The following is a 25,897-nucleotide window of genomic DNA, read 5'->3' on the forward strand; positions in this document are numbered from 1 at the left end:
AACTCGACAATTGACTAATAGCCAGCGCCTCGCCGCACGCATCTAAGTTAGTCAGCCCGAGCCTCGACTTAGAATTGATAAACCTTCGCTTCATACGCCCGCAAAACGTCCTGATGGTCCTCATCATAATTACTCAACAGAAGCTTAGCCGTGGCCGGTAATTCAGCAAAGTGCCGCGTCTGGGTGGCGTCCGTGAAGTTGCAGATCACGAGCAGATGTTGGTCACCCGCTTGGCGCATGTAGGCGTAGACGGACTGGTCTTCTGGCAACAATAGCCGGTAAGTCCCAGTCGTGATAACTGGTAATTGGTGCCGCAACTTGATCAACCGTTGATAGTAGCCAAATACCGAGCCAGGTGTCCGTTGCGCTAGTTGCGCGTTCAGGCGTGGATAATTTGCGTTGACCGCTAGCCAAGGTGTCGCCGTTGAGAAGCCGGCATTGGCACTGTCATCCCATTGCATTGGGGTCCGGGCATTATCACGAGACGTGTGCGCTAAATAGCTTAACATCTTATCCGCTGAGACGACCTGTTCGTCGTCGACAAAGTGATGATAAGCATTCAGTGATTCCAAATCTTGATAGTCGCTCAGTTTGTCGAAATGGGCGTTGGTCATGCCAAGCTCTTTGCCCTCATAAATGTACGGGGTCCCTTGCAAGAAGTGTAGCGCCGTGGCCAACATTTTGGCTGAGCGTTCCCGATAAGCTGGTCGTTCGTCGCCAAAGCGGGACACGATCCGTGGTTGATCGTGATTATTCCAATAGAGGCTATTCCAAGCCGCACCTTGCAAGCCCGTCTGCCATTTTGATAAACTCTGCTTCAAATCAACGAGTTGGACGGGTTGATCATTCCACTTGCCCAATGCGGGGTCGGGATTGCCGTCTAAGCCCATGTGTTCAAATTCGAAGACCATGTTGAGTTCTTGACCTTGTAGACTCGCTAACTGCTTGGCATCCGCAACGGTCGCACCCGGCGTCTCCCCGACCGTCATCAGTTGATGGCCAGCAAAGACCTGTTGATTCATCTCTTGTAAGTAATCATGCAAATGTGGCCCGTTTGCCACGATGTCACCGATGGCCGCGTATGGTTCGCCCGCTTCAGGTTGTCCATCCGCAAAGCTGGCTGGTTTGGAAATCAGGTTGATGACGTCTAAGCGGAAGCCATCGACACCCTTATCGACCCAGAAGTTCATCATGTCATAGACCGCTTGCCGCAACTTGGGATTATCCCAATTCAAATCCGGTTGTTCGACGGCAAATGAATGCAAATAATACTGTTGCCGACTCTCGACGTATTCCCAGACTGAGCCGCCGAAGAAGCCACCCCAGTTATTGGGCGCATGTCCGTCGACTGGGTCACGCCAAATATAATAATCAGAATATGGATTATCCTTGCTCTTGGCACTCTCCGTAAACCATTTATTTTGGTTGGATGAGTGGTTCACGACGATGTCCATCATGATTTTCAAGCCCTTCGCGTGGGCGGTTGCGAGCAGCTGGTCAAAATCGGCCATCGTCCCAAATTCCGGATTAATATCGTAATAATCACTGATATCATAACCGTTATCGACTCCGGGTGACCGGTAGATTGGATTGAGCCAGATGACATCGGCACCCAAGTGTTTAATATAATCTAAGCGTTGGGTGATTCCGGGTAGATCCCCAATCCCATCACCATTCGAATCTTGAAACGAGCGTGGATAGACTTGATACACGACGGCTGATTGCCACCATTGATTAGCCATATTGATATCCCCCTAAAAACTTTTTTATCTTTAAAAATAACTAGCGCCGTCTCTTGTTAGAGACCGCTTACAACACTATCTATTCTACCATTCCAACCTCACTTATCGTAGCGGGCAAACGGAATTTGTCCGAGTTTTTTATGCCAACTGCCGTTCACGTCAGTTGACGAACTCGGGCGCACATGCTACTATCATCAGTATTCAAATAACGAACGATAATCTTACTTTCAAGTAGCGAATTAACTGTGCGTCAGGAAGTCGGTGGGTGCTGCGAACCGATCAGGTTAATCTCGATGAAATACGGTAGGAGAGGTCCGGGTACGCCCGGCGGATAACAACTAGAGCCGTTAACTGCTAGTGAGTGGAGTCATATTGTGGCTCAAGCTGGGTGGTACCACGGTCTAATCAATCGTCCCTGTTGCATTATTGTGCAACGGGGACGATTTTTTGCATTCATTATGATTATTATTGGCGCGTACCGTCATTCAAGCAGCTGGTGACCACCTTGCTTGATGACGCTGGGCGACCTTCAAAAGGAGTTATCGATTATGCCTCATTCAGAAAAATGGCGACCGGTCAAATTACCAGAAGCCTTATGCGTTTTGTTGATTATGTTAGCGATTATGGGACTTGGTGTGATTAAGTTCGGCCTATCGCCACAAACACCCGTCATCCTGGTGATTGCCCTCATTATTTTGTGGGCCCGCATTCGTGGCGCCGCTTGGGATGATATTCACGGCGGCATCATTGATGGGATCAAAACTGGGATCATTCCGATTTTCATCTTCCTGCTGATTGGTGCGCTGATCAGTGTGTGGATCGCAGCCGGCATTATTCCGTCAATGATGGTCTTCGGCTTTCATTTGATTTCCGCACAGTGGTTCGTGCCGTCCGTCTTCCTAGTCTGCGCCATCATCGGAACGTCGATTGGGAGTGCGTTCACGATTATTTCAACGATTGGGATCGCCCTCTTCGGTATCGGGACGACCATGGGCATCAACCCGGCTTTGATTGCCGGCGCAATTATTTCCGGCGCCATTTTTGGCGATAAAGCTTCGCCGCTGTCAGACTCAACGAACCTGGCGTCAGCGATCGCTGAAAGTGATTTGTTCGATCACATCCGTAACTTAATGTGGTCAACGATTCCGGCGTTCGTCGTCTCATTAGTCCTGTACACGATTCTCGGCACGGGCGCAGCGACCCAAAGTCACTTAGGTAAAATTCAAACGACCCTGACCGTGCTCAACAGTAATTTTTCCATCACATGGTGGGCCGCACTGCCGCTAGCGGTGATGTTCGCCTGTGCGCTCCTCAAAATTCCAGCGATTGCGACGTTATTGATGAACATCGGGCTCGCCATCGTGATGATTTTTATCCAGCAACCACACATCGCCATCGCTAAAATCGCAACGATGATTGAATCTGGTTTTGTCGCAAAAACTGGCAATGCCAGCGTCGACGCCCTGCTCTCTCGGGGTGGCATTAGCGCGATGATGAGCACGGTCTCACTGATTTTACTGACCTTATCGCTCGGTGGCCTGTTGATGAAATTCAACTTGATCCAAACCGCGATGGTGCCATTGACCAAGCGGCTCAAAGGGACTGGCGCCACCGTCACTGCGGCGATTTTAGCCGGAATTGGCGTCAACATCTTTGTTGGTGAACAATACCTATCCGTAATTTTGCCTGGTAAAGCCTTCAAACTCGCCTTCAATCAGCGCGGACTCGCCAACTTGGCACTCAGCCGGGTGCTCGAAGATGGTGGAACGGTCATTAACTACTTGATTCCATGGGGTGTTGCGGGGGCGTTTGCCGCGAATACCTTGGGTGTTTCAACACTGGCTTACTTGCCATTCTGCTTCTTCAGCTTGCTATCGCCAGTCTTCTCCATCATCAGTGGTTTTACCGGTTGGGGCCTCAAGCGCCAGCCAGTCAAACCGACCGCTTAATTCAGTCGGTAACCGAACGAAGACCGGAATATAATTGTTTCGACTTGTGATTTCCCCTGTTCGCCCGCTACAATGAGGCAAGAGCATACTTTTGGACCAATGTCTGAACCCACGCATTTGGTTGGTAAACGCCGGTATCTTCGGTGGTTTTGCGAGTCTAAATGCTGGTTCAGCCATGATAGGAGGGGGATTATCATGCTTGCATACGGTTATCAAAAATTTGGGGGACCCGCCGTATTTGAGACGCTTGTCCAGCCAGCACTACACCTGACTGATAATCAAATCTTAATTGAAACGGCGGCAGTTAATTTAACAGACGAAGACCGCTTGGAGCGTCTGGGTACCAAGGCCAACGTGGACCTGCCACACATTCCGGGACATGATGTGGTCGGACGCGTGATTCAAGTCGGAGCGGCAGTCACTGATTTTAAGATTGGCACCTTAGTCGCAGCGCACACCACTGAAACTTACGCCGAACAGGTCTGTGTCGATAGCGACCTGGCCGTGACGGTTCCTGACGACCTCACACCCGCCAGTGCGGTAAGCCTGATCACACCTGGCATCATCGCTTACAAAACGGTGCGTTATTTTGCAGACGTACAAGCTGACCAGACGGTGATCGTCAAAGGCGCTGGCAGTCCCGTGGGCTTGCTAGTCGTTCAACTAGCAAAACGCCTCGGTGCGCACGTAATTGCCGTGGCGAGTGGGCGCTACGCGGATCTGATCACTTCACTGGGCATCGACCAATTTGTGGACTACCAGCAACAAAATCCAGTCCACGTGTTAGCCGACCGCGGCGATGTCATCATCAACGTCGCTTTAGACGGTGTCGGTGGCAAGGACGATTTGGCAATGGCGAAGTTTGACGCCACAATTGCCTCCTTCGCCCATCGCCTTCCTGCCACCAGTAAGTCAATTCGGTTCCAAGCGATTCAACCGACCGAAGTCATTTCGGACCAGGCGACATTACAGTTATTATTTAAATTATTAGCAACTCACCAACTCATCACCACGATTGCGGCCGAACTGCCCTTTGACCTAAACGGCTTTATTCAAGGCCACCAGCAACTAGATGAACCACACATCGGCCAAATCGTCATTGTTCGTTAAATAAAGCGACCTTCAAGATTCTTGAAGGTCGCTTTATTGGTGTGTGGTTATATTCGTACGCGTTGTGCTGGTTATCGCTTAAAGTCAATCATGTTAAGTTCAAGTGCTGCCAGCTAAGACCCGCTGGAAACAATGCAAGTTACCGTAAACTTTCTGTTGTAGCTGCGTCCTATTCCGGCTTACAGGCATTTCTGACAACGCTGGAACGCGATGGACACAGATTTAAGCCGAAACCCACGTCTTAAATGCTGGTCTTCCACTAACCAAGCCAAAAACGCTTGCTAAGTGGAATTTCATCGCTGAGCATTGTCAGAAACGCCTTCCAGCTGGGGATGTTATCCGAAAGGTAGACATGTGCGGGCTTAACTTTAGATAAATAGGTCGTTGATTCATAATAAATATTCATCTATAAGACTATCTTCTAATGAGTACTCAGCTGGCTTACACGTATTTCAATCCATGAAGTTCGGTATCACCGAATGTTGTCAGAAGTCTTCGTGGCCAGTTGCGACATGGTCTTGAGTTTTAAGACAATAATAATACTATTGTCTAACTGTCAGTATGCAAATGCTAATTCAAAGTTTGCTAAAAGGGCCAGCCACCTAATATTTCAGTGGTCAATTGTACCCAGATAGGTGACCGTTCATCTGCTATTCGAGTGGCTTCCCGACTGTAGGGGCCGGCTGACAATGCTCAGTAGCCAAATTATTCTTAGCTGGAAGTGGGTTGCTTCCGGCTTAGAATAAGACTCGTATTTGAAATTGCGCAGTGACTTTCTGCGTGAGTTCAAATCGACGTCGGCTTACGTTCCAGCAATTGTCAGCCGGCCCTGGAAGTCGGACTAAGGCGCGCACCGGCTACTGAACAAGAATACGCCAACTCGCCTTATTTCCAGCGATCCTCAGCTGGCTGCTTTTGAACTTAAGCGCCTATCACTAAGCGAGCTGGTACACCCAGGCTTCATACGGGCGTAATGTGTCGGTTTGGTGGTCGTCGTAGTTACTCAGCAAGCACTTGGCATCGGCCGTCAAATATTGATGGAGTGGTCGTGAAATCGTTTCAGACGTGAAGTTGCAGGCAATCAGCCAAGTCTGGTCCTGCCAGTGCCGCTCGTACATAAACACCTGCGAATCATCCGCCAGTAATAGTTTGAACGTACCTAGCGTGACGATTGGATAGTGGTGCCGTAATTTTATCAGTTGCTGGTAGTAATACCACACTGAATCAGGGTCAGCTAAGGCAGCTTCAGCGTTGATCTGTTGGTAGTTCGGGTTCACTTTGATCCACGGTTGCGCATCGCTAAAACCGGCATTTTCAGTCGCATTCCACTGCATTGGTGTCCGTGAATTATCACGAGAACTCGCCGCAAGCCGGGCCATCATATCAGCATGCGTCAGCAAATGCCGGTCAGTCACTAAGTCGCGATAGGCGTTCAACGTTTCAATATCACGATAGCTATCTAAGTCTGTAAAATGGGCATCCGTCATCCCAAGTTCCTCGCCTTGATAAATATACGGGGTCCCTTGCAGCAAGTGCAGGCAAGTCGCGAGCATTTTAGCTGAGCGCACCCGATACATCGGCCGGTCATCACCAAAGCGGGACACGGCGCGTGGCGTATCATGATTATTCCAGAAAAGACTATTCCAAGCCTGTCCAGCCAGCCCCGTCTGCCAGTCGTTGATCACTTGTTTCAGCGCAACCAGCGGCGTCTTGCGGGTACTCCATTTACCAAATCCGTGTTGGCTATTATCAAGTCGTAAATGTTGAAATTCAAAGACCATATCGAGTTCATGGCGGTCATTACCGGCGTATTTACGGGCATCAGCCGGCGTCACATCATGAGTCTCGCCGACCGTCATAATATCGAAGCGCGACAAGACGCGTCGATTCATCTCTTGTAAGAATTCATGCACATGCGGGCCATTGGTCACTCGCGCGTCGCCGTATTGACTATGTGGCTTGAGGGGGCCATCTGGGAGGCCTGGTAATTTAGAGATCTGGTTGATGACGTCCATTCGAAACCCATCCACGCCTTTTTCCAGCCACCACGTCATCATCTGATAGATTGCCGTTCGTAGCGCCGGATTTTCCCAGTTCAAATCCGGCTGTTTGGTTGAAAATGTGTGCAGATAATACTGCTGCGTCTGCTCATCATAGGTCCACGCTGAACCGCCAAATGCCGACTCCCAGTTATTCGGTTGGTCAGCTCCCTTACCGGAACGCCAAAAGTAAAAATCACGGTACTGATTGTCACGACTCTGGCGACTTTGCTGGAACCAAGGGTGTTCATCCGAAGTATGGTTCACGACAAGGTCCATAATCACTTTTATCCCGTGGTCATGCGCCGCCGTTAATAAGTCGTCAAAGTCCGCCATTGTCCCGAATTCCGCGGCGATTTGTTGATAGTCACTAATATCATAACCATTATCATCATTGGGCGAGCGGTAAATCGGATTCAACCAAATGACGTCGACCCCTAATTGCTGTAGATAATCAAGGTGCGCCGTAATCCCTTTTAAATCGCCGATGCCATCATGATTGGTATCTTGAAAGCTCCGTGGATAGACTTGATAGACAACGGCTTGTTGCCACCATTTAATTGTTGCTGCCATGTTACTCATAACTCCTTCGTTACGCGGTAATGCCCTTACTCAACTTGACCGGTAACGTGTATTTTGATTCCAACTGACAATCAGCATCCGCGATTCGCTGTAATAACAAGGATACGAGCAGCGTGCTGATATCCGTCAGCGGTTGTTCGATGGTCGTCAATTCTGGGTGATAGTTGCGCATCAAGGCGGTGCCATCGTAGCCGACGACACGCAAGTCTTCTGGCACCCGAATCGAGAGTTGGTGGGCGACGTTGATCGTCAATAAGGCGGTCAAATCATCACTACAGAAGATACCGTCGTAGTTTTGCTGGGACATGATCGTTTTGATTTCCATCATTTTTAAGGCTGGTGATAATTCAAACGGTAATTCGTGTACATGTGGCGTCAATTGTTCCGACGCTAAATACGCTTCATAGCCTTCCCGGCGGCCATTCGTCGGCGAACCCGCGTAGGATTTACCGGTAAAAATCGCGATGTTTTCCGCACCAGCCTGACGTAGCGTTTGGGCAGCCAGCCAGCCGCCATGGTAATTATCCGAGCTCACGATGGGAATGTTGTCGGATAGGTAGCGGTCAAATGAAATAATTGGCAGCCCGTACTGTTGATATTCTTCGATGCCTAAGTTATGGGCCCCGGCAATGATGCCGTCCACCTGATTGGCCATCAGCATTTGCAGGTAGTCGCGTTCCTTTTGCGGGTCATCCGCACTATTGCATAAAATCACCTTATAGTTCTTCGCAAACAGGATTTTTTCAATCCGCGACACGAGCTCGCCAAAAAACGGATTGCTGATATCTGAGAATATCACGCCGATCAATTGCGTGTTCTTCCCCTGCAACGACCGCGCCATGTTGTTTGGTTGGTAATGTAACTCGCGCATCGCTGCAAAGACTTTTTCTTTCGTTTGTTCACTTAAATAGCCGTGATTGTTGATTACGCGTGACACCGTGGTCGGTGAGACGCCGGCCAGCTTAGCCACATCATTTAATTTTGGCTTCATATTCATTCGCTCCAATATGCTCTGATTGGCGCCATTTCCAGACTTTACCAGTGACCGCCGCTGACGAACTTGCTTCTACGTTCAGTTGCGTTGGTGTGTCCGCTAAGAAAAAGCGTCCGGTCATCACAGAATAACCACTATCAATATAGCATTCAAAGACCGATACATCTATCATGAGCCGAATGTTGATTGCCGTGTGCGGCTTTACTTGAGCAGTCCGAGTCTGACCGTAGTCTTTTGCAAACGGGTGTCCAGTCTGACTGCGGTCAATGACGACTTGGCCTGCTCGGGCATCAACCGTGACGATTAGCGCACCCCGATTATGGGTATCCGCCACGCGCACCGTACTCGTTTCGTCAGCCGCAACCGTCATCAGGAGCTCAAAGCTACCGTCCAAGTCAGCAACTGTCGCTGTATGTTGAGGGTCCAGTGTCAGTGGTTGGTCTGTCGTGCGTAATTGATCGACTTCCGCCACTGGATTCTGGTAGAGGTGGTCGTTTTTCAAGGTCAATTCTTTCACGAAGCTCAAGCAGTGCGCCCAGTTCTCCTGGTCAGTTGGGTAGGCGACTTCTGGTAGCCCAATCCAGCTCACGGCTAAGGCCCGCCCATCTGGTGCGTTGATGGCCTGCGTTGCGTAGACATCAAACCCTTCATCTAACTGATGTAAGGCTTTCGCACCAGTCAATTTGGCCTGGTCTAAATCAAATTCTTCAGCAACTAGAGACGTGTTTGGATAAATATTCTGATAAGCCAGCGTCTGCTGCGACAAGCCTTGTGGGCAGAATAGTAGGACGGGGTGTTGATCGATCCACACGATGTTCGGACATTCGATCATGTACCCACGCGCGGCTTCAGGGACGTTGACTGCGCCACGACAGTCCCATTTCGAAAGGTCTTCTGAATAATAAACTAAGAGTGCGCCCTGCTCATCCGTTGTTTGCGCGCCAATTAATGCGTAGTAACCGTGGTCAGTCTTGACGAGGTCGGGGTCTCGAAATGAGCTCGTGTACCCCGCTGGCGCGTGGGAAATCAGCGGTTGGTCTAATTTATGGATTTGGTTATCCGCCGTCATCCACGCGCCAATCTGGTACGCTTCACGTTGCCAGTCAGCGGTGCGGACATTGCCGGTATACATAATGAATAAGCGATCACCAACGGGCAGCGCCGTCCCCGTATAGGCCCCGTGCGAGTCATACGGCGTATCTGGCGCAATCGCCAGTCCTTCGTCGTGCCAGTCGACTAAGTTGTCGGAAGTCACGTGCTGCCAAGATTTCAAGCCATGGACGGGCCCGAATGGGAAACTTTGATAGAACAAGTGCCACTGCCCATTAAAATATGAAAAGCCATTGGGATCATTTAACAGACCGGATGCGGGTTGAATGTGGTGCTGCATCCGCCACTTGGATTGCCGAGCTTGGGCCGCCAGTTGCGGTAATTTAGTCGCTGGCCACTGATTATAGGGGGTATAACGCATTTTACGATTCCATTGCATGCCGATTGAGCTCCTTTTATCGTTTGAATTAAGTGGCTCCATTATAAAACCGCTTACATTGTTATGTCAAACGTATGACATTTTTTGTGATTAGTTTTCACATTGGACACTTATAACGTGATTTAAAAGCCGAATTATTTTATATCAAACGCTTGACATAAAACTAGAACTTGTTATGATTGGGTTTGTAAAGCGCTTGCAAAACTAACTTAAATTCAAAATTTCGATACCAGGGAGTGAACCACCATGAATCATCAAGAAGTTGCAGATCGCGTCCTCAAGGCCATCGGCAAGACCAATATTCAGGCGGCCGCCCATTGTGCGACGCGCCTCCGTTTAGTCATCAAGGATGAATCTAAAATCGATCAGACTGCCCTAGACAACGATGCTGACGTCAAGGGGACCTTCGAAACCAACGGCCAATACCAAATCATTATTGGCCCCGGCGATGTCGACAAAGTCTACGATGCCCTCATTGCCAAGACTGGCCTCAAGGAAGCGACTCCTGATGATATTAAGGCAGTCGCGGCCGCTGGTAAAAAACGCAATCCACTGATGGACTTTCTAAAAGTCTTATCAGATATTTTCATTCCAATCGTGCCCGCATTAGTTGCCGGTGGGCTTTTAATGGCGCTCAACAACGTGCTGACCGCCGAACATCTTTTCATGGCCAAATCCGTAGTTGAAGTCTATCCAGGGTTGAAAGGCATCGCTGAAATGATCAATGCGATGGCTAGTGCCCCATTTACCTTCTTACCGATTCTGCTCGGTTTCTCAGCAACCAAGCGCTTCGGTGGTAATCCTTTCCTCGGTGCGACGATGGGGATGATCATGGTCTTACCATCACTTGTTAATGGTAACGCGGTCGCGGCCACCGTGGCGGCCGGTAAGATGACTTACTGGAACGTCTTTGGTCTCAACGTTGCCCAAGCCGGTTATCAAGGTCAGGTACTACCAGTCTTAGGGGTTGCCTTCATTTTAGCTACCCTTGAGAAATTCTTCCATAAACACATTAAAGGGGCCTTTGACTTCACCTTCACCCCAATGTTTTCAATTGTGATTACCGGATTTCTGACCTTTACCATTGTTGGACCAGTCTTACGGACGGTCAGTGACGCGTTGACCAACGGCTTGGTTGGGCTATATAACAGCACCGGCTGGATTGGGATGGGCATCTTTGGCTTACTCTATTCTGCCATTGTGATTACCGGGCTCCACCAAACTTTCCCAGCAATCGAAACGCAATTATTAGCCAACGTCGCCAAGACTGGTGGTTCATTTATCTTCCCAGTCGCTTCGATGGCCAACATCGGGCAAGGTGCTGCCACTTTAGCTATTTTCTTTGCCACTAAAAGTCAAAAACAAAAAGCCCTGACTTCTTCAGCTGGGGTCTCAGCGTTACTCGGAATTACGGAACCAGCCATCTTCGGGGTCAACTTGAAGATGAAATATCCATTCGTCTTTGCGGCGATTGCGTCTGGAATTGCTTCCGCCTTCTTAGGGCTATTCCATGTCCTATCAGTAGCGATGGGACCCGCATCAGTCATCGGGTTCATCTCAATTGCTTCAAAGTCGATTCCAGCCTTCGCGCTTAGTGCTGTTATTTCGTTCGTCGTCGCCTTTATTCCGACCTTTATTTATGCAAAACGAACCCTCGGCGATGACCGCGATCAAGTTCAACAACCTGAAACACCCAAGGCACCGATCAACGTCAATGACGAAATCCTCGTCGCTCCCGTCACTGGGACCAGTGAACCTTTGAGCCAAGTCAATGACCAAGTATTTTCCGCTGAAATCATGGGTAGTGGTGCCGCAATCGTCCCAAGCGCTGATCAGGTTCTAGCGCCAGCTGACGGTACCATCACGGTGACTTACGATAGCCATCACGCATACGGCATCAAAACGACTGCCGGTGCGGAAATCCTGATTCATTTAGGATTGGATACGGTCAACTTGAAGGGCGAACATTTTACAGCCAACGTTCAAAAGGGCGATACCGTTCATCAAGGTGACTTACTCGGTACCTTTGACGTGGCCGCCTTGAAAGCCGCTAACTATGATCCAACCGTCATGGTCGTGGTCACTAATACCGCTAGTTACGCTAACGTTGAGCGTTTAAATGCCACCGATGTTCAGGCCGGCGAGCAACTGATTGCATTGACGGAACCGGCAGCGGATGCGACTGCCGCGGTTAATTTATAAGCACCAGTTCGATGCCCGGATTTCAACTGTGAGCTAGACGCGTGCTAATATTAATGTAATCGTTAACAAAGCTATTAAATAAGCGTATACTATTTATTAATAAAACTATATTTTTATCCACAGGAGGCACACGATGCTTTTAGGTGCAATTGAAGCTGGTGGCACAAAATTTGTTTGTGCGATTGGCGATGAACAAGGACAAGTTAGTGACCGGATTTCAATCCCGACGACCACCCCAGCGGAAACCATGGCGGCAGTCGATGATTATTTTACAGGCCATCCGGTCGCGGCCATTGGGATCGGGTCATTCGGGCCAATCGGCGTTAATCCGGAAGATCCAAAATACGGCTACATTACGACCACGCCTAAGCCTGGCTGGGGCGACTACGACTTTCTCGGCCATTTGAAGCAGCAGTTTGACATTCCATTCTACTGGACGACCGATGTCAACGAAGCCGCCTATGGTGAGGCGATGATTGGGATTGCCAAGGACGTCCCGAACAGTATTTACATGACGATTGGGACCGGCGTTGGCGCGGGTGTTATTAGCCATAATCAAATTTTCAACGGCCGGACCCACACTGAGCTCGGCCACATGCGGCTCAATCGGCTCCCTGGCGACGATTTCAAATCAAGTTGCCCATACCACGACATCTGTCTAGAAGGCCTAGCTGCCGGCCCCGCTGTTGGTAAACGGACCGGGATGGCTGGTAAGGATATTCCAGTCGATGATCCAGTCTGGCCAATCATTGCGGACTATATCGCGCAGGCTTGCGTCAATCTGACCGTTGCGTTTGCACCAGACAAAATCATCTTAAATGGTGGTGTCATGAATCAACGGCAACTCTTCCCAATGATTCGCGAAAAATTCGCGGCTTATCTAAACGGCTATGAAGAAGTGCCGGCACTCGATGACTACATCGTTCCCGCCGGACTTGGAAACAACTCTGGTATTGCCGGTGGCTTGTTATTAGCTCAAGTCGCATTAGACCAGCATTAAGCTAAAGATCAAAATCCGTCGCTGTTGATTGAGTGACTCATTGCGAATGTGTTTCTAAATGACTAATAGGACCCGAAATCAATCATTGTGGATTGATTTCGGGTCCTATTTTGTTGAGCCTTAAATGCAGTTGCCAGTTATAACCGCAGCGACTTTTGTTGAACCTTAAATGCGATTGTAAAAGCTAATCTGTCCCGTCTACTCGTCTTCAGCCGGTTTATCAAAGTCGGCTAGCACGTCCTGCATGGACACGGTTTGCTTGTCATCCTTAAGCCACGCTTGATAGGCTTGATCAAGGACGCGTGCGTCGTACTCATCTTCTAACTGATCCATTGAATATTGCTTGATCAAGTCCGATAGACTGATTCCATGAAAGATCGCCATTTGTTGGAGCCATTCCTTTTCGGCGTCACTCACGCGTACTGAAATTATCGCCATGATTACCCCTCCTATATTTCGTGACAAGTCGCGTTGCACTGATTATTATTTAGCATTAACGATAATTAAAAGATATTGAGCTGGATGTAAGCCGGATTAGGACGTACACAAAACAGCCGTTTTACGCTAACTCGCCTTGTTTCCAGCGGTCTTCATCTGGCCGTTTTTGAGTTTAAGAACAGCACGTTTGAATCCCGATTCATAATAAATTCCGCCATTTTGTGATCAATGTTAGCACAAAGTGGCGGAATTTATTAGCTATACAACTGACAAAAAATCTGTCGGCTGATTGTTATTATCTATTTTCGGTTATGGTTAATGAACATATACGGTTAAAACGGTGATGAAACCAAAGATAACCCCAGGGACATTCGAGATAATGACTGGCCAGTCTTTATACGTCTTGAACCAGCCATACCCCGTCCATAATATCCCGTTGATCATTGCGACAAGGGGTTGGAGCGGCGACACCGGATTACCAGTAAAATTATCAATGATTTGCGGAATATACGACACGTACATCGCAATACAAGTAAAGGTTGCTAACTTACTAATTAACTTCAGATATTTGACCCGCTTGGGATCGACAGCGTCCTTACCAGTCGGGTACTCACCATTATCAACTTTATATTTAATAACTAATCACCTTCCTGGTAGGTCATTATACTACACGACTTCAATCAATCCAAAAAAAGCAAAATCGATAACGTTTTCATACATCTTTTCATGATTCAGCCCCGCCCTAATCACACCAGGTTGTGAGCGTAAATTCAGATAAACCGTCTAAATTGGCGTTGTTTCAGTCATCAATTAGTTTATTTTGTCCCTTAATTCCTTTAATTTGTCGATACCCTTTACTGAAAAAATTATATATCATACATACCAGTAATGTATAGATGACCCTGGTCGTGTGGCCGGACTTTACCGAACACGATTAGTCTCCATTAGACGATTGGCAATTACCACAGAACCGCTAATTTATTACCGTTTATCGCCATTATCTGGTGACTTTCAATCGTCAGTCCACATGGCCATGGTCGTCTTCGTCAGGTGACTCAGATTTGATCAAGGGAGGAACAGTATCATGAGAAAAAGACGGCAACGCCAAATCGCGAGTACGTTTGCCCTACTGATAGCCGCGCTCAGCTTGTCCGCATGTTCAAGCCAGCAATCTAGTGGCAAAGTCAGCTACAAACAGACCGCTGAAGCCAGTCTGGATAAAGGAATGGATAACCAACCAGAAGCGCCGTACTGGTTTCCTAATCAGCTGCTAAAGTGGCAATTCAGTAAGGACAAGCAGGCCAAATACAATGTTGCGACCGTACCACTGGCCAAGCGCATCGACAAGTGGCAGCTCCCGACCGTCAACAAAACCCAGGACCCTAAAATGAAAGTCGTCGCATTATCGATTATGAACGCGTCGACCAGTGGGAATGCGCCCCGCGGCATCAACACGTTTGACGCCAACGTCTTCTCAAATTGGCAATATATTGATCAACTCGTCTACTGGGGTGGCTCAGCGGGTGAAGGCTTGATCGTGCCACCCACGGCCGATGTCATTGACGCCGCTCATAAAAATGGTGTGCCCGTTCTTGGAACCGTTTTCTTTCCGCAGGTCGTTAGTGGCGGTAAGCTCAAATGGCTCAATGACTTCCTGAAGCAAGATAAGGACGGTCATTTTCCAATGGCTGATAAATTGGTAGCGGTCGCTAAAGCCTATGGGTTTGATGGCTGGTTCATCAATCAAGAAACCGACCCCGAAGTGAAGAGCTTTGACTCCGCCGCTAGTGGTAAGAACAATCAGTCCACGACGAAGAGCGGGCTAACCAAAAAGCACGCACAGCTCATGCAACAATTGATCAAGGAATACAAGCAAAAAGCCGGCAGCAAGTTGGACCTGATGTGGTACGATTCGATGACCAAGGACGGTAAGATGGATTGGCAAAATGCGCTCACTAAGGAAAACCAGTCCTACCTGGTCGACGCTAACATGAAGCCAGTCGCGGATTCAATGTTCCTGAACTTCTGGTGGACGAAGAAACGGTTAGCGAGCCAGGACTTGCTCAAAAAGTCGCGGGACCGGGCTGAAAAGCTAGGGCTCAACCCTTATAACCTATTCGCCGGCATCGACGTTCAGGCGGATGGTACTTCGACACCCGTCCGCTGGGATCTGTTTGCCAACCAGCACAACGTTCCTTACACGTCGCTAGGCCTTTACGCCCCGAATTGGACCTATACGTCATCTGAAACGCCCGATGAATTCCAATCTAAGGAAGAAACGCTATGGGTGAACAGTCATAGCGATCCGTCACGTAGCGTTCCGTCCAAGACGTCGAGTCAGTGGCCCGGTGTTTCCACCTATGCCGTGGAGAAAAGTGCCATTACGAAACAACCATTCGTCACCAACTTCAGCTTAGAAAATGGCTATAACTACTTTATCAAGGGACGCAAGGTCTCACTTCGCGATTGGAACAACCGATCGTTGCAGGCCATCAACCCGACTTACCGCTGGATGATCGACAATCCCTCTGGTAACGACTTAAAAGCGGCATTCGATTACACCGACGCCTATGACGGTGGCAACGATATTCAGCTGTCCGGTCAGATGCGCAAGAACAAGGCCAGCACCATCAAGCTCTATACGACCGATATTCCGTTTACTGCCAACACCCAGGTCAAGGTCGCTGCGAAAGCCACGGATGAGACCCAGTTAGATTTAGTGGTCACGTTAAAAGATGGCCGCAAGAAGACGATCAAGGGTGATCAGGCCCTCAGCTCTAAGTGGCAAACGATCGATTACGACGTCAGTGGGCTTGCTAAGAAAACTGTGAAATCAATCAGTCTAAGCCTAACAACGAGCAAGTCGGATACCAGTTATCGCGCACAATTAGGCCGTTTGGCAATCACGGGCAAGCCGCAAGCCAGTCCAACGGCCGTCAAGTCCGTCGCCATCGACAACCGTGTCTTTGATGAAGAAGGCAAGTACGCTGGCGTGAACTTGAGCTGGCAAGCCGCATCAACTAAGCATTTGGACCACTATGAAATCTACCAACGGAACCAGAATGGCTCACGCTCATTTCTCGGCGCAACCGATACGACTAATTTCTACCTCAACGCCCTCGAGCGGACTGGGCAACAAAATGAAACTGATTTGATGGTCGTCCCAGTCGACATTTGGAACCAACGTGGCCCGGCCTCCAAAGTGACTACGTTGAAATGGCCCGATAACCGCAAGCCCAAAGCAGCCTTTACCGTCGACCGGACCTTAGCTAGTCCCGGAAGTACCATCAAGTTTACGAACACGTCATCCAAAAACGCGACTAGCTTTAAGTGGCAGTTCACCGGTGCCAAGCAAACCAGCAGTACGGCTAAGAACCCAACGGTCACGTACGCTAAGGCTGGCACCTATAACGTCACTCTGACCGCCAAAAACAAGGACGGTCAGCGTTCCGTGACGATGAAGAAATTGATTACGATCACGCCTAAGGCCAAAGGTGCGCTGACGGTACTATCGAAGAATGCGAAGACGAGTGCCTCGGGTTACACCAATAGCAGTGAAGCGCCAAAGATGGCCGTTGATGGCAAACTCAGTACCAAGTGGTGTGCCACTGGTAAGGCCCCGCATACGTTAACGCTCGATTTAGGCCACCAAGCCACCGTTAGCGCGGTCAAACTCGCCCACGCCAAGGCGGGTGGCGAAAGCGCGGATATGAATACCAAAGCGTGGACGATTCAAGTCAGCACAGATGGTAAACACTTCAAGGATGTTGCCCGCACGTACGACAACACGAAGGCCACAAGCCTGAATACCTTTGCCGCAACGACCGCCCGTTACGTCCGCATCGTGGTCGACAAACCGACCTAAGTGGCCGATACTGCCGTCCGTATCTATGAAATGGATGTTCTCGGCTTGAACAGCCCACTTAAATAGCGATTAGATGGCCTATAAACAGCGCCACAATCAGCCGTGCTGAATCGGCGTGCGCGCTCCCATCCAGCCAGATTAATCGTGAATCACTAGCAACCAGCAAAATAGCAGACAGAAAAGCACAGATAGAGATAGCCGGATTTAAGTATCGGCAAGAAGTCGCTTCGAATTTCGAAGCGACTTTTTTTGCATGCTTATCGCGAGACACGCATACTTGGTCACTTGAAACGAGCCGTTTTCGCACACCGCGCACGCTTTTCCAAGTTTGCATCGCCGCTTGCTCATGGTCACCGCCAATCGTGGGCAGTTACTAGTTTCACCACACAACCACCGCAAATCACGATTCACCGCTAACCGCCACATTCGCACAAGTTTCCTGATGCCCAAAAAGCCCGCATCAAAACGATACGGGCCCTCTAGGACTAGGTTAGAATGAACTTGGAATCATTCTAGGGTTGAGTCTTGATCCCCACCAGTTACGGCCAGGTGTGAATCAAGGCAGGTTATTATTTTGTGGAGACGGTATTTGCGACTTCGACGGTCTTGCCGTTCAATTCGATGGTCAATGGATTACCGCTAACTAATTCAACGGTCGTCCCCTGTTGGTCAACATCGACTTTGAGCAAGCGACCGCGGAAGTTCACGTGGAACTGATAACGGGTCCAAGCCTTTGGAACAAACGGTGCGAAGGCTAACGCATCGTCAGTCACACGCATGCCAGCGAAGCCTTGAACGATTGCCAACCATGAACCAGTCATGGACGTGATGTGTAGCCCATCGACCGTGTCATTGTTGTAGTTATCCAAGTCAAGCCGGGCAGTCCGTTCGTACATTTCGACCGCTTTATCTTCATAGTGCAAATCAGCGGCTAAAATGGCGTGAACGGCTGGTGACAAGCTCGATTCGTGGACCGTTAGTGGTTCATAGAAATCAAAGTTACGTTTCTTCTCTTCCGGTGTGAACCGATCCATGAAGTAGTAGATACCTTGTAAGACATCCGCCTGCTTAATATACGGCGACCGGAGAATGTGATCCCATGACCAGTGCTGATTAATGGGCCGCTGATCTGCTGGGATGGCTGAGACGGGCTGAACATCCTTATCTAGGAAGCCATCCTGTTGAACGAAGATGCCCAATTTGTCATCATGTGGGAAGTACATCCGATCGATAATGTCCTGCCATTTGGCTAATTCATCATCAGTAATCTTGAGTTCCGCCCGTTTATCAGCACTGACCTTCTTCAAGCTGGCCAACGTGTATTCCAACGTCCAGCGTGCCATGAAGTTGGTGTACCAGTTGTTATTGACGTTGTTCTCGTATTCGTTTGGCCCGGTGACGCCGTGAATCATGTATTGCTGATTCCGTTGCGAGAAGTGAACCCGGTCCGCCCAGAAACGTGAAATTCCAGTCAAAACGTCGATACCTTTAGTCTTCAAGTAGGTCTCATCGCCGGTATAGCGCGTGTAGTTAAAGATGGCATAGGCAATCGAGCCGTTGCGGTGAATTTCTTCAAACGTGATTTCCCATTCGTTATGGCATTCGATCCCGTTGAAGGTCACCATCGGATAGAGTGCGCCCGCCAAGCCTTGCATTTTAGCATTGTGGAACGCACCAGCCAGCTGATTATACCGATATTCCAAGAGGTTTTCGGTCACTTCTGGTTTTGCCAACGATAGGTAGAACGGTACGCCAAACGCTTCGGTGTCCCAATATGTGGCACCACCGTATTTTTCACCAGTGAAGCCCTTAGGCCCTAAGTTCAAGCGTTTGTCTTCGCCATAGTAGGTTGAGAACAGCTGGAATAGGTTAAAGCGAATCCCTTGTTGCGCCGCATCGTCACCATCAATGACCACATCGGCCAATTGCCAACGTTGTGCCCAGCCATCAACGTGCGCCTGACGCAGGTCTTCATATGACTGCGAACTGACAGTTTCACTCAACTCAGCTAGTCCGGTCCGCATCGCAGGCATGTCGGCATAATCACGCGAAGTCACGACCAAGACTCGTTTTTCAAAATTCTTAGTCTCATCCGGCGCTAATTCGCCACGGAAAATGTTCGTGACGGCTTTTTCAGCATCCGGTGCGTTGATTCCCCGCAACGACGTTTCATGCAACATCTGCATGCCAAGAGTGAATCGTGGCGTGCCAAAGTCATTCGGCTTGGTTTCGGCAAACATACTGCCACCCGTGATCGCATGGCTCTTGTCGAGCACTTGCCAGAACTGTTCATCATAGTTGGCATCTTCATTAAAGACGTCCGCATCGATCTGCGACATAAAGCTGACTTGTACCGGTTCATTACTCAAATTATGAACGCTATAGTGCACATCGAATAATTCCTTTTGTGCCACACTAACGAACCGGTCAATCATGAACTGAACACGTTTTTCACCCTTCGTCACGATAAATGACCGCCGCAAAATTCCGGTGTACATGTCGAGGTCCAAGGTGAAATCACTGACATTGTCCTTCGCCAAATCGACTTGGTCGCCATCAATCGTCACGTTGACCTTGATGAAGTTGACCGAATTGATCACCTTACCAAAGTAATCCGGGTAGCCATTCTTCCACCAGCCGACCCGCGTCTTGTCGGGATACCAGACCCCACCAATGTAAATTCCTTTTAGCGTATCGCCCGAGTAATGCTCTTCAAACATGCCCCGCATGCCCATGTAGCCATTACCGATACTCGTCATACTCTCTTGTAGTCGCTTATCCGCTGGAACGAGTTCATGGCTGACAACGTGCCACGGATCTACTTCAAAAATGCGTTTCATTGTAATTGCTCCTCCGTAATGTGAAATTACCGAATAACATCTTTAGTTTCTGGGTCAAAGAAGTGCGCCTTTGCCATTTCAAATGCCACTTCAACGTTTTCGCCTGGATTATGATAATCACGTGCATCCACTTGAGCGGTAAACTTAGACTTACCAGCCGTGCAGTACAGCATACTTTCAGCACCCAAGAATTCAGAGACCATGACCTTCGTCTTAACGATTGAGTTCGGCATTGCTTCCAAGGTGATTTGTTCAGCGTGAATATCTTCTGGCCGAATCCCGACAATCATCTTCTTTTGATCATAACCTTGTGCCTTGAGAATCTTCAGTTGTCCTTCTGGTACGGCAACATCTAAGCCTTCGCCATCGCTGACCCGGCCGTCATGGAGCGTTGCGTTGAAGAAGTTCATTGATGGTGACCCCATGAAGCCAGCCACAAATTGGTTGACGGGTTCATTGTAGAGTTCGTGTGGGGTTCCGACTTGCATGATTTTACCGTCATTCATAATCACAATCCGGTCAGCCATCGTCATCGCTTCAATTTGATCATGGGTGACGTAGATCATGTTGGTCTTCAAACGCTGGTGCATTTGAGCGATGGTTGTCCGCATATCAACCCGCAACTTGGCATCCAAGTTAGACAGTGGTTCATCTAGCAGGAACGTCCCCGCGTCCCGCACAATCGCCCGGCCTAAAGCAACCCGTTGCCGTTGACCACCAGAAAGGTTAGCAGGCTTACGTTGTAAGTAGTCCGTTAATCCTAATTGTTCGGCGGCATTGTCGACCCGTTTTTTAATTTCCGTATTACTATAAGTCTTCCGAATTTTCAGTCCAAACGCCATGTTGTCAAAGACCGTCATGTTTGGATACAACGCGTAAGTTTGGAAAACCATCGCGATGTCCCGGTTCTTAGGTTCCACGTCGTTCATGACTTGGCCATTCATCTTAAAATCGCCCTTAGTAATATCTTCCAAGCCGGCAATCATCCGTAATGTCGTCGACTTACCGCAACCAGATGGCCCGATAAAGAAGATGAACTCACCATCTTTAATATCAAGATTCATGTCGGTAACGGAGTACTTGTCGTTACCTTCATATTTTTTGTAAATGTGATCGAGATTCATTTCAACCATCGAAATCCACTCCCTTGTATTCTCACTTCTAAACAACGTCCACTGCACAGCGCCCCGCAAGCGCTTGCTTTTTCAACCAATTGCCATCCTTCGATAACCGATTAGTTGGATTGATCCGCAACCTTCGTCGCAGTCGTATTTTTCGTATATTTAATTAGTACTGGTTGACCATTAACTTGAAGCTGATGATTATTGACCTCGACTGCCGTATCCGTCAAGATATTTTGATAATGATCATCAGGCAGCGTCGTCTTAACCGTTGTTACTTGACCTTTCAGTGGAATCCAAGCCGTCAATGCAGCGCCAGCGGCTTGATAGCTAACTTTGATAATGCCATCTTCAACGACCGCTAATTGATAATCAGCAGCCCGCATCAGCGGTTCGTGCTTAATCGCAACCAGCTTTTGAATCAATGCTGTTAAGTCACCATGACGGTCGTTCACCATGACATCGCGGTCAAATAATGACGGCTGATGTTCAGCGCTGAATTCTTGCCCGTTATAAATTAACGGAATACCACGTTGCATAAAGATCCAAGTCAGCGCATTCACCGCTTCAGATTCGCTATGCATTAAGCTCATCATCCGGGCGTTGTCATGATTTTCCAAGAACCGCATTTTGACATAGTTACCTGGGAAAGTCGCATCTTGTCGTTGTAATAAGTCAACATACTGGTCGACCGTACGCCGGCCTTGCCAGTAATCCTTGAAATCACTGAAGACATCGTAGTCGTAAGTCATATCAAATGCTTGGTATAGCTCGCTATCTGATAATCCAGTGTATCCCTGTGAGCGGAGTTCTTGAATAAAGCCACTACCGGCTGATTCCGCCAGCCACAAGGTTCCTGGGTACTTGGCATTGACTTGTTGACGTGCTTCTAGCCAGAAATCTAAGGGAACTAATGGGGCGACATCACAGCGATAACCATCTACGAATTGACGCCAATATAACAACGTATCGATTTGATACTGCCACAAATCATGGTGGCCGTAATCCAAGTCCTTGACGTCACTCCAATCACCAACTTTGTTCGTTAGCTGACCTTCCGCATCATGGTAAAACCATTCAGGATGTTCAGTGGCCAAGACTGAATCTGGTGACGTGTGATTATAAACAATATCCATCATCACCCGCATGCCAAGTTCATGCGCCTTAGTCGTCAGTGCCTTAAAATCATCCAAGGTCCCATATTCTGGGTTGATTTTCCGATAGTCCTTAATTGCATAGGGTGAACCCAACGACCCTTTACGGTTAACTTCACCAATCGGATTGATTGGTAGTAACCATAAAATGTCGGTCCCCAGATCCTTAATTCGTTGCAAGTCAGCGGTGACGCCAGCAAAATTGCCAGCCTCAGAGTAATTGCGGACAAAGACTGAGTAAATCATTTCGTTGCGTAATTGTGTTTGCGTATCGCGTGCCATTAATCTTCCTCATTTCTATGCTTACTAATTGGCCTAAAGTAACATGGTTTGGTCAACTTCTGGATCTTTAAATTTCGTTTTCAGGTATACCCATAGCACAACGAACGCTAAGCTCAATGATTGAACGGTTAATTCGATAGTGACGTCAAAGTGGATGAGCCCAATCACCATCGCTAACAAACTCCCGATTCCCATCATCATGAGGGTTAAATTGACCCCCTCGCGAAAGTTGCAAATATGCGTAATTTTATTATGCCGTGACAAGAACAAGAAGAAGGCCGCTCCGTTTACAAGAATCAAGTTGACCCCAACGATGATCAACCCCAGCGCCATCAGCATAAAGAGCCCAATCATGACCTTATTACTCTGATACCAGGAATTAACCAGAAATGCGTGCGCATTCGTCCTCAAATCATGTCCCGGAACGTACTTTGCTTTGAAAGTACTGCCAACTGACTTCACCTGAAAGGTACTCGTGTGCAGATTAATGACGTTTTTACGCCCCGCCATATCGGCTGTCGTCAGGTCAAAGCCAGCAACATTATCCTTAGTTTTAATAATCACTTGATGCTGCACATTGTCGAACTGCTGATTGTGATAATCAGCGGCTTTCAATGCGGTTTGCATCTGGTCACTCGCCATCATTTTATCGATATGTGGCAGAAATGGTGATAAGTTGAAATTCGTTTGATGATTGTAATAAAACGGAATCGGCATCACCATCACCGCAGTCAGAAAGATAAATAAGACGATAATCTGTAACCAGTTAAATTGATCCCGGTTGGCAAACATTCTTCGAGGTGAGAAGAGGCTGCCAAAAAACCGGACCGGAAACGCGGTTGGTTTGTTTTTCGTACTCTGCATCTAATTTCACCCCTACTAAATTTTGTTTTAACCTTTGCTCCCACCAGCAAGTAATCCAGAAACGAAGAACCGTTGTAGGTAGAAGAACAAGGCAGCAATTGGTAACGCCACTAAGATTGCCCCTGCCGAGAAGAGGACTACTTGTTGATTTTGTGCGTTGTTAATAAATGTTTGAAGCCCAACGGCAACCGTATAATGCGATTCAGACGTCAATAAGAACTTCGCCATCAGATAATCTTGAACTGGTGACATAAATGCCCATAGCGCTTGGACCGCGATCATTGGTTTAACCAGTGGTAAGACAATCGACCAGAAAATCTTAAAGTTACCGGCACCATCTAGCTTGGCAGATTCATCCAAGTCATATGGCACATTGTCGAAGTAGCCTTTCATCAACCACGTATTCTGTGGAATCCCACCACCAATGTAAATCGCAGTTAAGAACCAGTAATGGTCCAAAGCATTCAACATGTTAGCTAAGACGTAGTAAGCAGTCAAAGCAGCCATTGTTGGGACCATTTGAATTACGATAAAGAAGGTCAAACTGAACTTCTTACCTGCAAAACGATACCGACTGTAAACGTAACCAGCTAACGTAACAACGATGACTTGGATCACCATACATGAGACTGAAATAATCATCGTGTTCAGATACCAGCTACCGTATAACGTCTGCGTAAATAAGTTTTTGAAGTTAACCAACGTCCACTTACCACCGAAGTCGAGGACGAAGGCTTGCACGTTAGCATCCTTAAACGCCGTAATGAACGTAATCAGAACGGGATAAATGATAATAATCCCAAGAACGACCATGTAAAAATACGTAAAGAACTCTTTCCAGAAACGGTGCCGACGCGCGCTATTTTGTTTTGAATTGGCATTTTTAGGTGCCACTGCTTGTGCATTATCCATAACACTAGTCCCCCATTTCAAAAGCGTGGGTCTTCTTGAAGACAATCAATGAGATCCCAATGACTAAGACGGAAATAATCAGTGTAACCGCTGCGGCTAACGAGTACTGTGGCGATGTCCCGGTCGTTAACTTGTAAATCCATGAGATCAGGATATCAGTCCCACCGGCATTCGCCCCAACATCGCCTGGACCACCTTGGTTAAACAGATAGATCATCGAGAAGTTGTTGAAGTTAAACGTGTATTGGGTCACGAAGATTGGTGCAGCAATTGCAAAAATCGTTGGTAACGTGATTTTATTGAACTTCTGCATCACCGTTGCCCCATCCAGGGTCGCAGCTTCGTATAAATCTTCTGGAATCGCTTGTAAAATACCCGTAATCATCACATAGATGTATGGGAATCCAAGCCAACCTTGAATCATAATAATGGCAACTTTCGTCCAGAATGTATCGGTCATCCAATGAATTGGTGCAATATGGGCAAATGGGACTAATGTGTTCCATAGGCCAATGACTTGCACGTTAATCGCACCGGCTGAATCGTTGAAAATATTTGAAAAACTCATAATTGAAACAAACGCCGGAATAGCCCAAGGGAGTAAGAAAATAACCCCGAAGAAGCGCTTTCCTTTAATGAAGTTCTGATTAGCAATCACCGCAGTGGCAATTCCGATGATAATTTGTAACGTGGTTGCACAGACCGTCCAAATAACTGTCCAGCCAAAGACTGCGTTAAAGGTTGCACGGTAGCTACTCAAGAAGAACATTGATGTGAAGTTCTTGAAGCCGATCCAGTCGAGTAACATGGCCGGTGGAATATGCGCGAAATCATAGTTCGTGAATGCCATCAGTAAGGTTACTAATACTGGGAACACAATCGTGAAAATCATTAGGAAGTACGCTGGTGTCGTCAACAGATAGGCGAACCCACCGTCAACAAGACTAGCCCCTAATTCTTTGAATGTGTGTGAAACCTTTTTCCCATTGTTGATTAATTGGGCCACGTGTTTTGCATCATATAAGTTCGCAATGTAGAACACGATGAAGACAATCGTCAACAGAATCTGCAACGTCCCATAAATCATCATGAACAATGAGTTGTCTTCCATTGAGACCGAACCCAAAGTCACCAAGTTAGCAAACGCGCTAAAGCCGCCAAAGATGAATTCAGCAACGAACGCCAATAAGATAATGATGAAGCCGACACCTTTGATGGTCTGACCATTATAAAATTGACCTAGCCCGGGAATAATTGACAGGCGTTGCGCTTTTTTTACATCTTTCTTTTGCATGTCGCCCGCACCCCTTTCCT

At 48.1% G+C, this 25,897-nt stretch carries 17 protein-coding genes and 1 pseudogene; 5 read left to right on the forward strand and 13 right to left on the reverse strand.

The features are described from left to right. Positions 1 to 68: 68 nt before the first annotated feature. On the reverse strand, positions 69 to 1,742 hold the full coding sequence (locus KGF70_RS08900) for an alpha-glucosidase (RefSeq protein ID WP_216768017.1): 1,674 nt from the start codon (positions 1,740 to 1,742) through the stop codon (positions 69 to 71). 548 nt (positions 1,743 to 2,290) lie between these two features. Here KGF70_RS08900 and nhaC point away from each other — a divergent pair. After that, a complete protein-coding gene (gene nhaC / locus KGF70_RS08905; protein ID WP_216768018.1) occupies positions 2,291 to 3,691 on the forward strand; it encodes a Na+/H+ antiporter NhaC in 1,401 nt (466 codons plus the stop codon). A 195-nt stretch (positions 3,692 to 3,886) separates the two neighbouring features. Further along, positions 3,887 to 4,801, forward strand: a complete 915-nt coding sequence (locus KGF70_RS08910) for an NADP-dependent oxidoreductase (RefSeq protein ID WP_216768019.1) — start codon at positions 3,887 to 3,889, stop codon at positions 4,799 to 4,801. Positions 4,802 to 5,736: 935 nt separating this feature from the next. On the opposite strand, the gene KGF70_RS08915 is transcribed toward KGF70_RS08910, so the two are convergent. From KGF70_RS08915 to KGF70_RS08925, 3 genes are read right to left on the reverse strand one after another with little or no spacing between them, the layout of a single operon-like run. Then, positions 5,737 to 7,413: an alpha-glucosidase gene (locus KGF70_RS08915; RefSeq protein WP_216768020.1), complete on the reverse strand. Its 1,677-nt coding sequence runs from the start codon at positions 7,411 to 7,413 to the stop codon at positions 5,737 to 5,739. A 19-nt stretch (positions 7,414 to 7,432) separates the two neighbouring features. Next, on the reverse strand, positions 7,433 to 8,413 hold the full coding sequence (locus KGF70_RS08920; protein WP_105960613.1) for a LacI family DNA-binding transcriptional regulator: 981 nt from the start codon (positions 8,411 to 8,413) through the stop codon (positions 7,433 to 7,435). Next, positions 8,394 to 9,905, reverse strand: a complete 1,512-nt coding sequence (locus KGF70_RS08925; protein ID WP_216768021.1) for a sucrose-6-phosphate hydrolase — start codon at positions 9,903 to 9,905, stop codon at positions 8,394 to 8,396. Before KGF70_RS08925 ends, KGF70_RS08920 begins: the two co-directional genes overlap by 20 nt. A 246-nt stretch (positions 9,906 to 10,151) precedes the next feature. Between KGF70_RS08925 and KGF70_RS08930 the strand changes: the two genes are divergently transcribed. Both KGF70_RS08930 and KGF70_RS08935 read left to right on the forward strand, forming a co-directional pair. Further along, entirely contained in the window at positions 10,152 to 12,107 is a 1,956-nt protein-coding gene (locus KGF70_RS08930) for a sucrose-specific PTS transporter subunit IIBC (protein ID WP_216768022.1), read from the forward strand. A gap of 133 nt (positions 12,108 to 12,240) precedes the next feature. Next, positions 12,241 to 13,107, forward strand: coding sequence for a fructokinase (locus tag KGF70_RS08935; RefSeq protein WP_050337929.1), 867 nt, complete (start codon positions 12,241 to 12,243; stop codon positions 13,105 to 13,107). Between the two features lie 198 nt (positions 13,108 to 13,305). Here the strand turns inward: KGF70_RS08935 and relB are convergent, their stop codons facing one another. Then, positions 13,306 to 13,545 (reverse strand): type II toxin-antitoxin system RelB family antitoxin, encoded by a 240-nt coding sequence (gene relB, locus KGF70_RS08940; RefSeq protein ID WP_216768023.1) that lies wholly within the window; start codon positions 13,543 to 13,545, stop codon positions 13,306 to 13,308. Between the two features lie 315 nt (positions 13,546 to 13,860). After that, entirely contained in the window at positions 13,861 to 14,181 is a 321-nt protein-coding gene (locus KGF70_RS08945; protein WP_082230185.1) for a SemiSWEET family transporter, read from the reverse strand. Positions 14,182 to 14,629: 448 nt separating this feature from the next. On the opposite strand from KGF70_RS08945, the pseudogene KGF70_RS08950 reads away from it, so the two are divergent. Then, positions 14,630 to 17,476 (forward strand): annotated as a pseudogene (locus KGF70_RS08950) (discoidin domain-containing protein). Here KGF70_RS08950 and KGF70_RS08955 read toward each other — a convergent pair. From KGF70_RS08955 to KGF70_RS08985, 7 genes are all read right to left on the reverse strand, one after another. After that, a complete protein-coding gene (locus KGF70_RS08955) occupies positions 17,469 to 17,744 on the reverse strand; it encodes a hypothetical protein (RefSeq protein ID WP_216768025.1) in 276 nt (91 codons plus the stop codon). The pseudogene KGF70_RS08950 and the gene KGF70_RS08955 sit on opposite strands and share 8 nt — an antisense overlap. Positions 17,745 to 17,979: 235 nt before the next feature. Then, positions 17,980 to 20,250 (reverse strand): glycoside hydrolase family 65 protein, encoded by a 2,271-nt coding sequence (locus KGF70_RS08960; RefSeq protein ID WP_216768026.1) that lies wholly within the window; start codon positions 20,248 to 20,250, stop codon positions 17,980 to 17,982. A gap of 26 nt (positions 20,251 to 20,276) precedes the next feature. Continuing rightward, complete coding sequence (locus tag KGF70_RS08965) at positions 20,277 to 21,383, reverse strand: ABC transporter ATP-binding protein (protein WP_216768027.1); 1,107 nt, start codon at positions 21,381 to 21,383, stop codon at positions 20,277 to 20,279. A 101-nt stretch (positions 21,384 to 21,484) separates the two neighbouring features. Next, on the reverse strand, positions 21,485 to 22,807 hold the full coding sequence (locus tag KGF70_RS08970; protein WP_216768028.1) for an alpha-amylase family glycosyl hydrolase: 1,323 nt from the start codon (positions 22,805 to 22,807) through the stop codon (positions 21,485 to 21,487). A 33-nt stretch (positions 22,808 to 22,840) separates the two neighbouring features. Then, positions 22,841 to 23,671, reverse strand: a complete 831-nt coding sequence (locus KGF70_RS08975; protein ID WP_216768029.1) for a DUF1189 domain-containing protein — start codon at positions 23,669 to 23,671, stop codon at positions 22,841 to 22,843. A gap of 27 nt (positions 23,672 to 23,698) precedes the next feature. Continuing rightward, positions 23,699 to 24,484, reverse strand: a complete 786-nt coding sequence (locus KGF70_RS08980) for a sugar ABC transporter permease (protein WP_175365131.1) — start codon at positions 24,482 to 24,484, stop codon at positions 23,699 to 23,701. 103 nt (positions 24,485 to 24,587) lie between these two features. Continuing rightward, positions 24,588 to 25,877 carry a carbohydrate ABC transporter permease gene (locus KGF70_RS08985; protein WP_003637416.1) on the reverse strand — a complete coding sequence of 430 codons (1,290 nt, stop codon included), beginning with the start codon at positions 25,875 to 25,877 and terminating at the stop codon, positions 24,588 to 24,590. Between the last annotated feature and the right edge of the window lie 20 nt (positions 25,878 to 25,897).

The organism is Lactiplantibacillus sp. 7.2.4, from assembly GCF_018991185.1.
Lineage (GTDB): Bacteria > Bacillota > Bacilli > Lactobacillales > Lactobacillaceae > Lactiplantibacillus > Lactiplantibacillus pentosus.

Excerpts from the sequence above, each read along its gene's own strand:
- KGF70_RS08900 (WP_216768017.1), bottom strand. The coding sequence starts at position 1,742 with ATGGCTAATCAATGGTGGCAATCAGCCGTCGTGTATCAAGTCTATCCA.
- nhaC (WP_216768018.1), top strand. The coding sequence starts at position 2,291 with ATGCCTCATTCAGAAAAATGGCGACCGGTCAAATTACCAGAAGCCTTA.
- KGF70_RS08910 (WP_216768019.1), top strand. The coding sequence starts at position 3,887 with ATGCTTGCATACGGTTATCAAAAATTTGGGGGACCCGCCGTATTTGAG.
- KGF70_RS08915 (WP_216768020.1), bottom strand. The coding sequence starts at position 7,413 with ATGGCAGCAACAATTAAATGGTGGCAACAAGCCGTTGTCTATCAAGTC.
- KGF70_RS08920 (WP_105960613.1), bottom strand. The coding sequence starts at position 8,413 with ATGAAGCCAAAATTAAATGATGTGGCTAAGCTGGCCGGCGTCTCACCG.
- KGF70_RS08925 (WP_216768021.1), bottom strand. The coding sequence starts at position 9,905 with ATGCAATGGAATCGTAAAATGCGTTATACCCCCTATAATCAGTGGCCA.
- KGF70_RS08930 (WP_216768022.1), top strand. The coding sequence starts at position 10,152 with ATGAATCATCAAGAAGTTGCAGATCGCGTCCTCAAGGCCATCGGCAAG.
- KGF70_RS08935 (WP_050337929.1), top strand. The coding sequence starts at position 12,241 with ATGCTTTTAGGTGCAATTGAAGCTGGTGGCACAAAATTTGTTTGTGCG.
- relB (WP_216768023.1), bottom strand. The coding sequence starts at position 13,545 with ATGGCGATAATTTCAGTACGCGTGAGTGACGCCGAAAAGGAATGGCTC.
- KGF70_RS08955 (WP_216768025.1), bottom strand. The coding sequence starts at position 17,744 with ATGCAAACTTGGAAAAGCGTGCGCGGTGTGCGAAAACGGCTCGTTTCA.
- KGF70_RS08960 (WP_216768026.1), bottom strand. The coding sequence starts at position 20,250 with ATGAAACGCATTTTTGAAGTAGATCCGTGGCACGTTGTCAGCCATGAA.
- KGF70_RS08965 (WP_216768027.1), bottom strand. The coding sequence starts at position 21,383 with ATGGTTGAAATGAATCTCGATCACATTTACAAAAAATATGAAGGTAAC.
- KGF70_RS08970 (WP_216768028.1), bottom strand. The coding sequence starts at position 22,807 with ATGGCACGCGATACGCAAACACAATTACGCAACGAAATGATTTACTCA.
- KGF70_RS08975 (WP_216768029.1), bottom strand. The coding sequence starts at position 23,671 with ATGCAGAGTACGAAAAACAAACCAACCGCGTTTCCGGTCCGGTTTTTT.
- KGF70_RS08980 (WP_175365131.1), bottom strand. The coding sequence starts at position 24,484 with ATGGTCGTTCTTGGGATTATTATCATTTATCCCGTTCTGATTACGTTC.
- KGF70_RS08985 (WP_003637416.1), bottom strand. The coding sequence starts at position 25,877 with ATGCAAAAGAAAGATGTAAAAAAAGCGCAACGCCTGTCAATTATTCCC.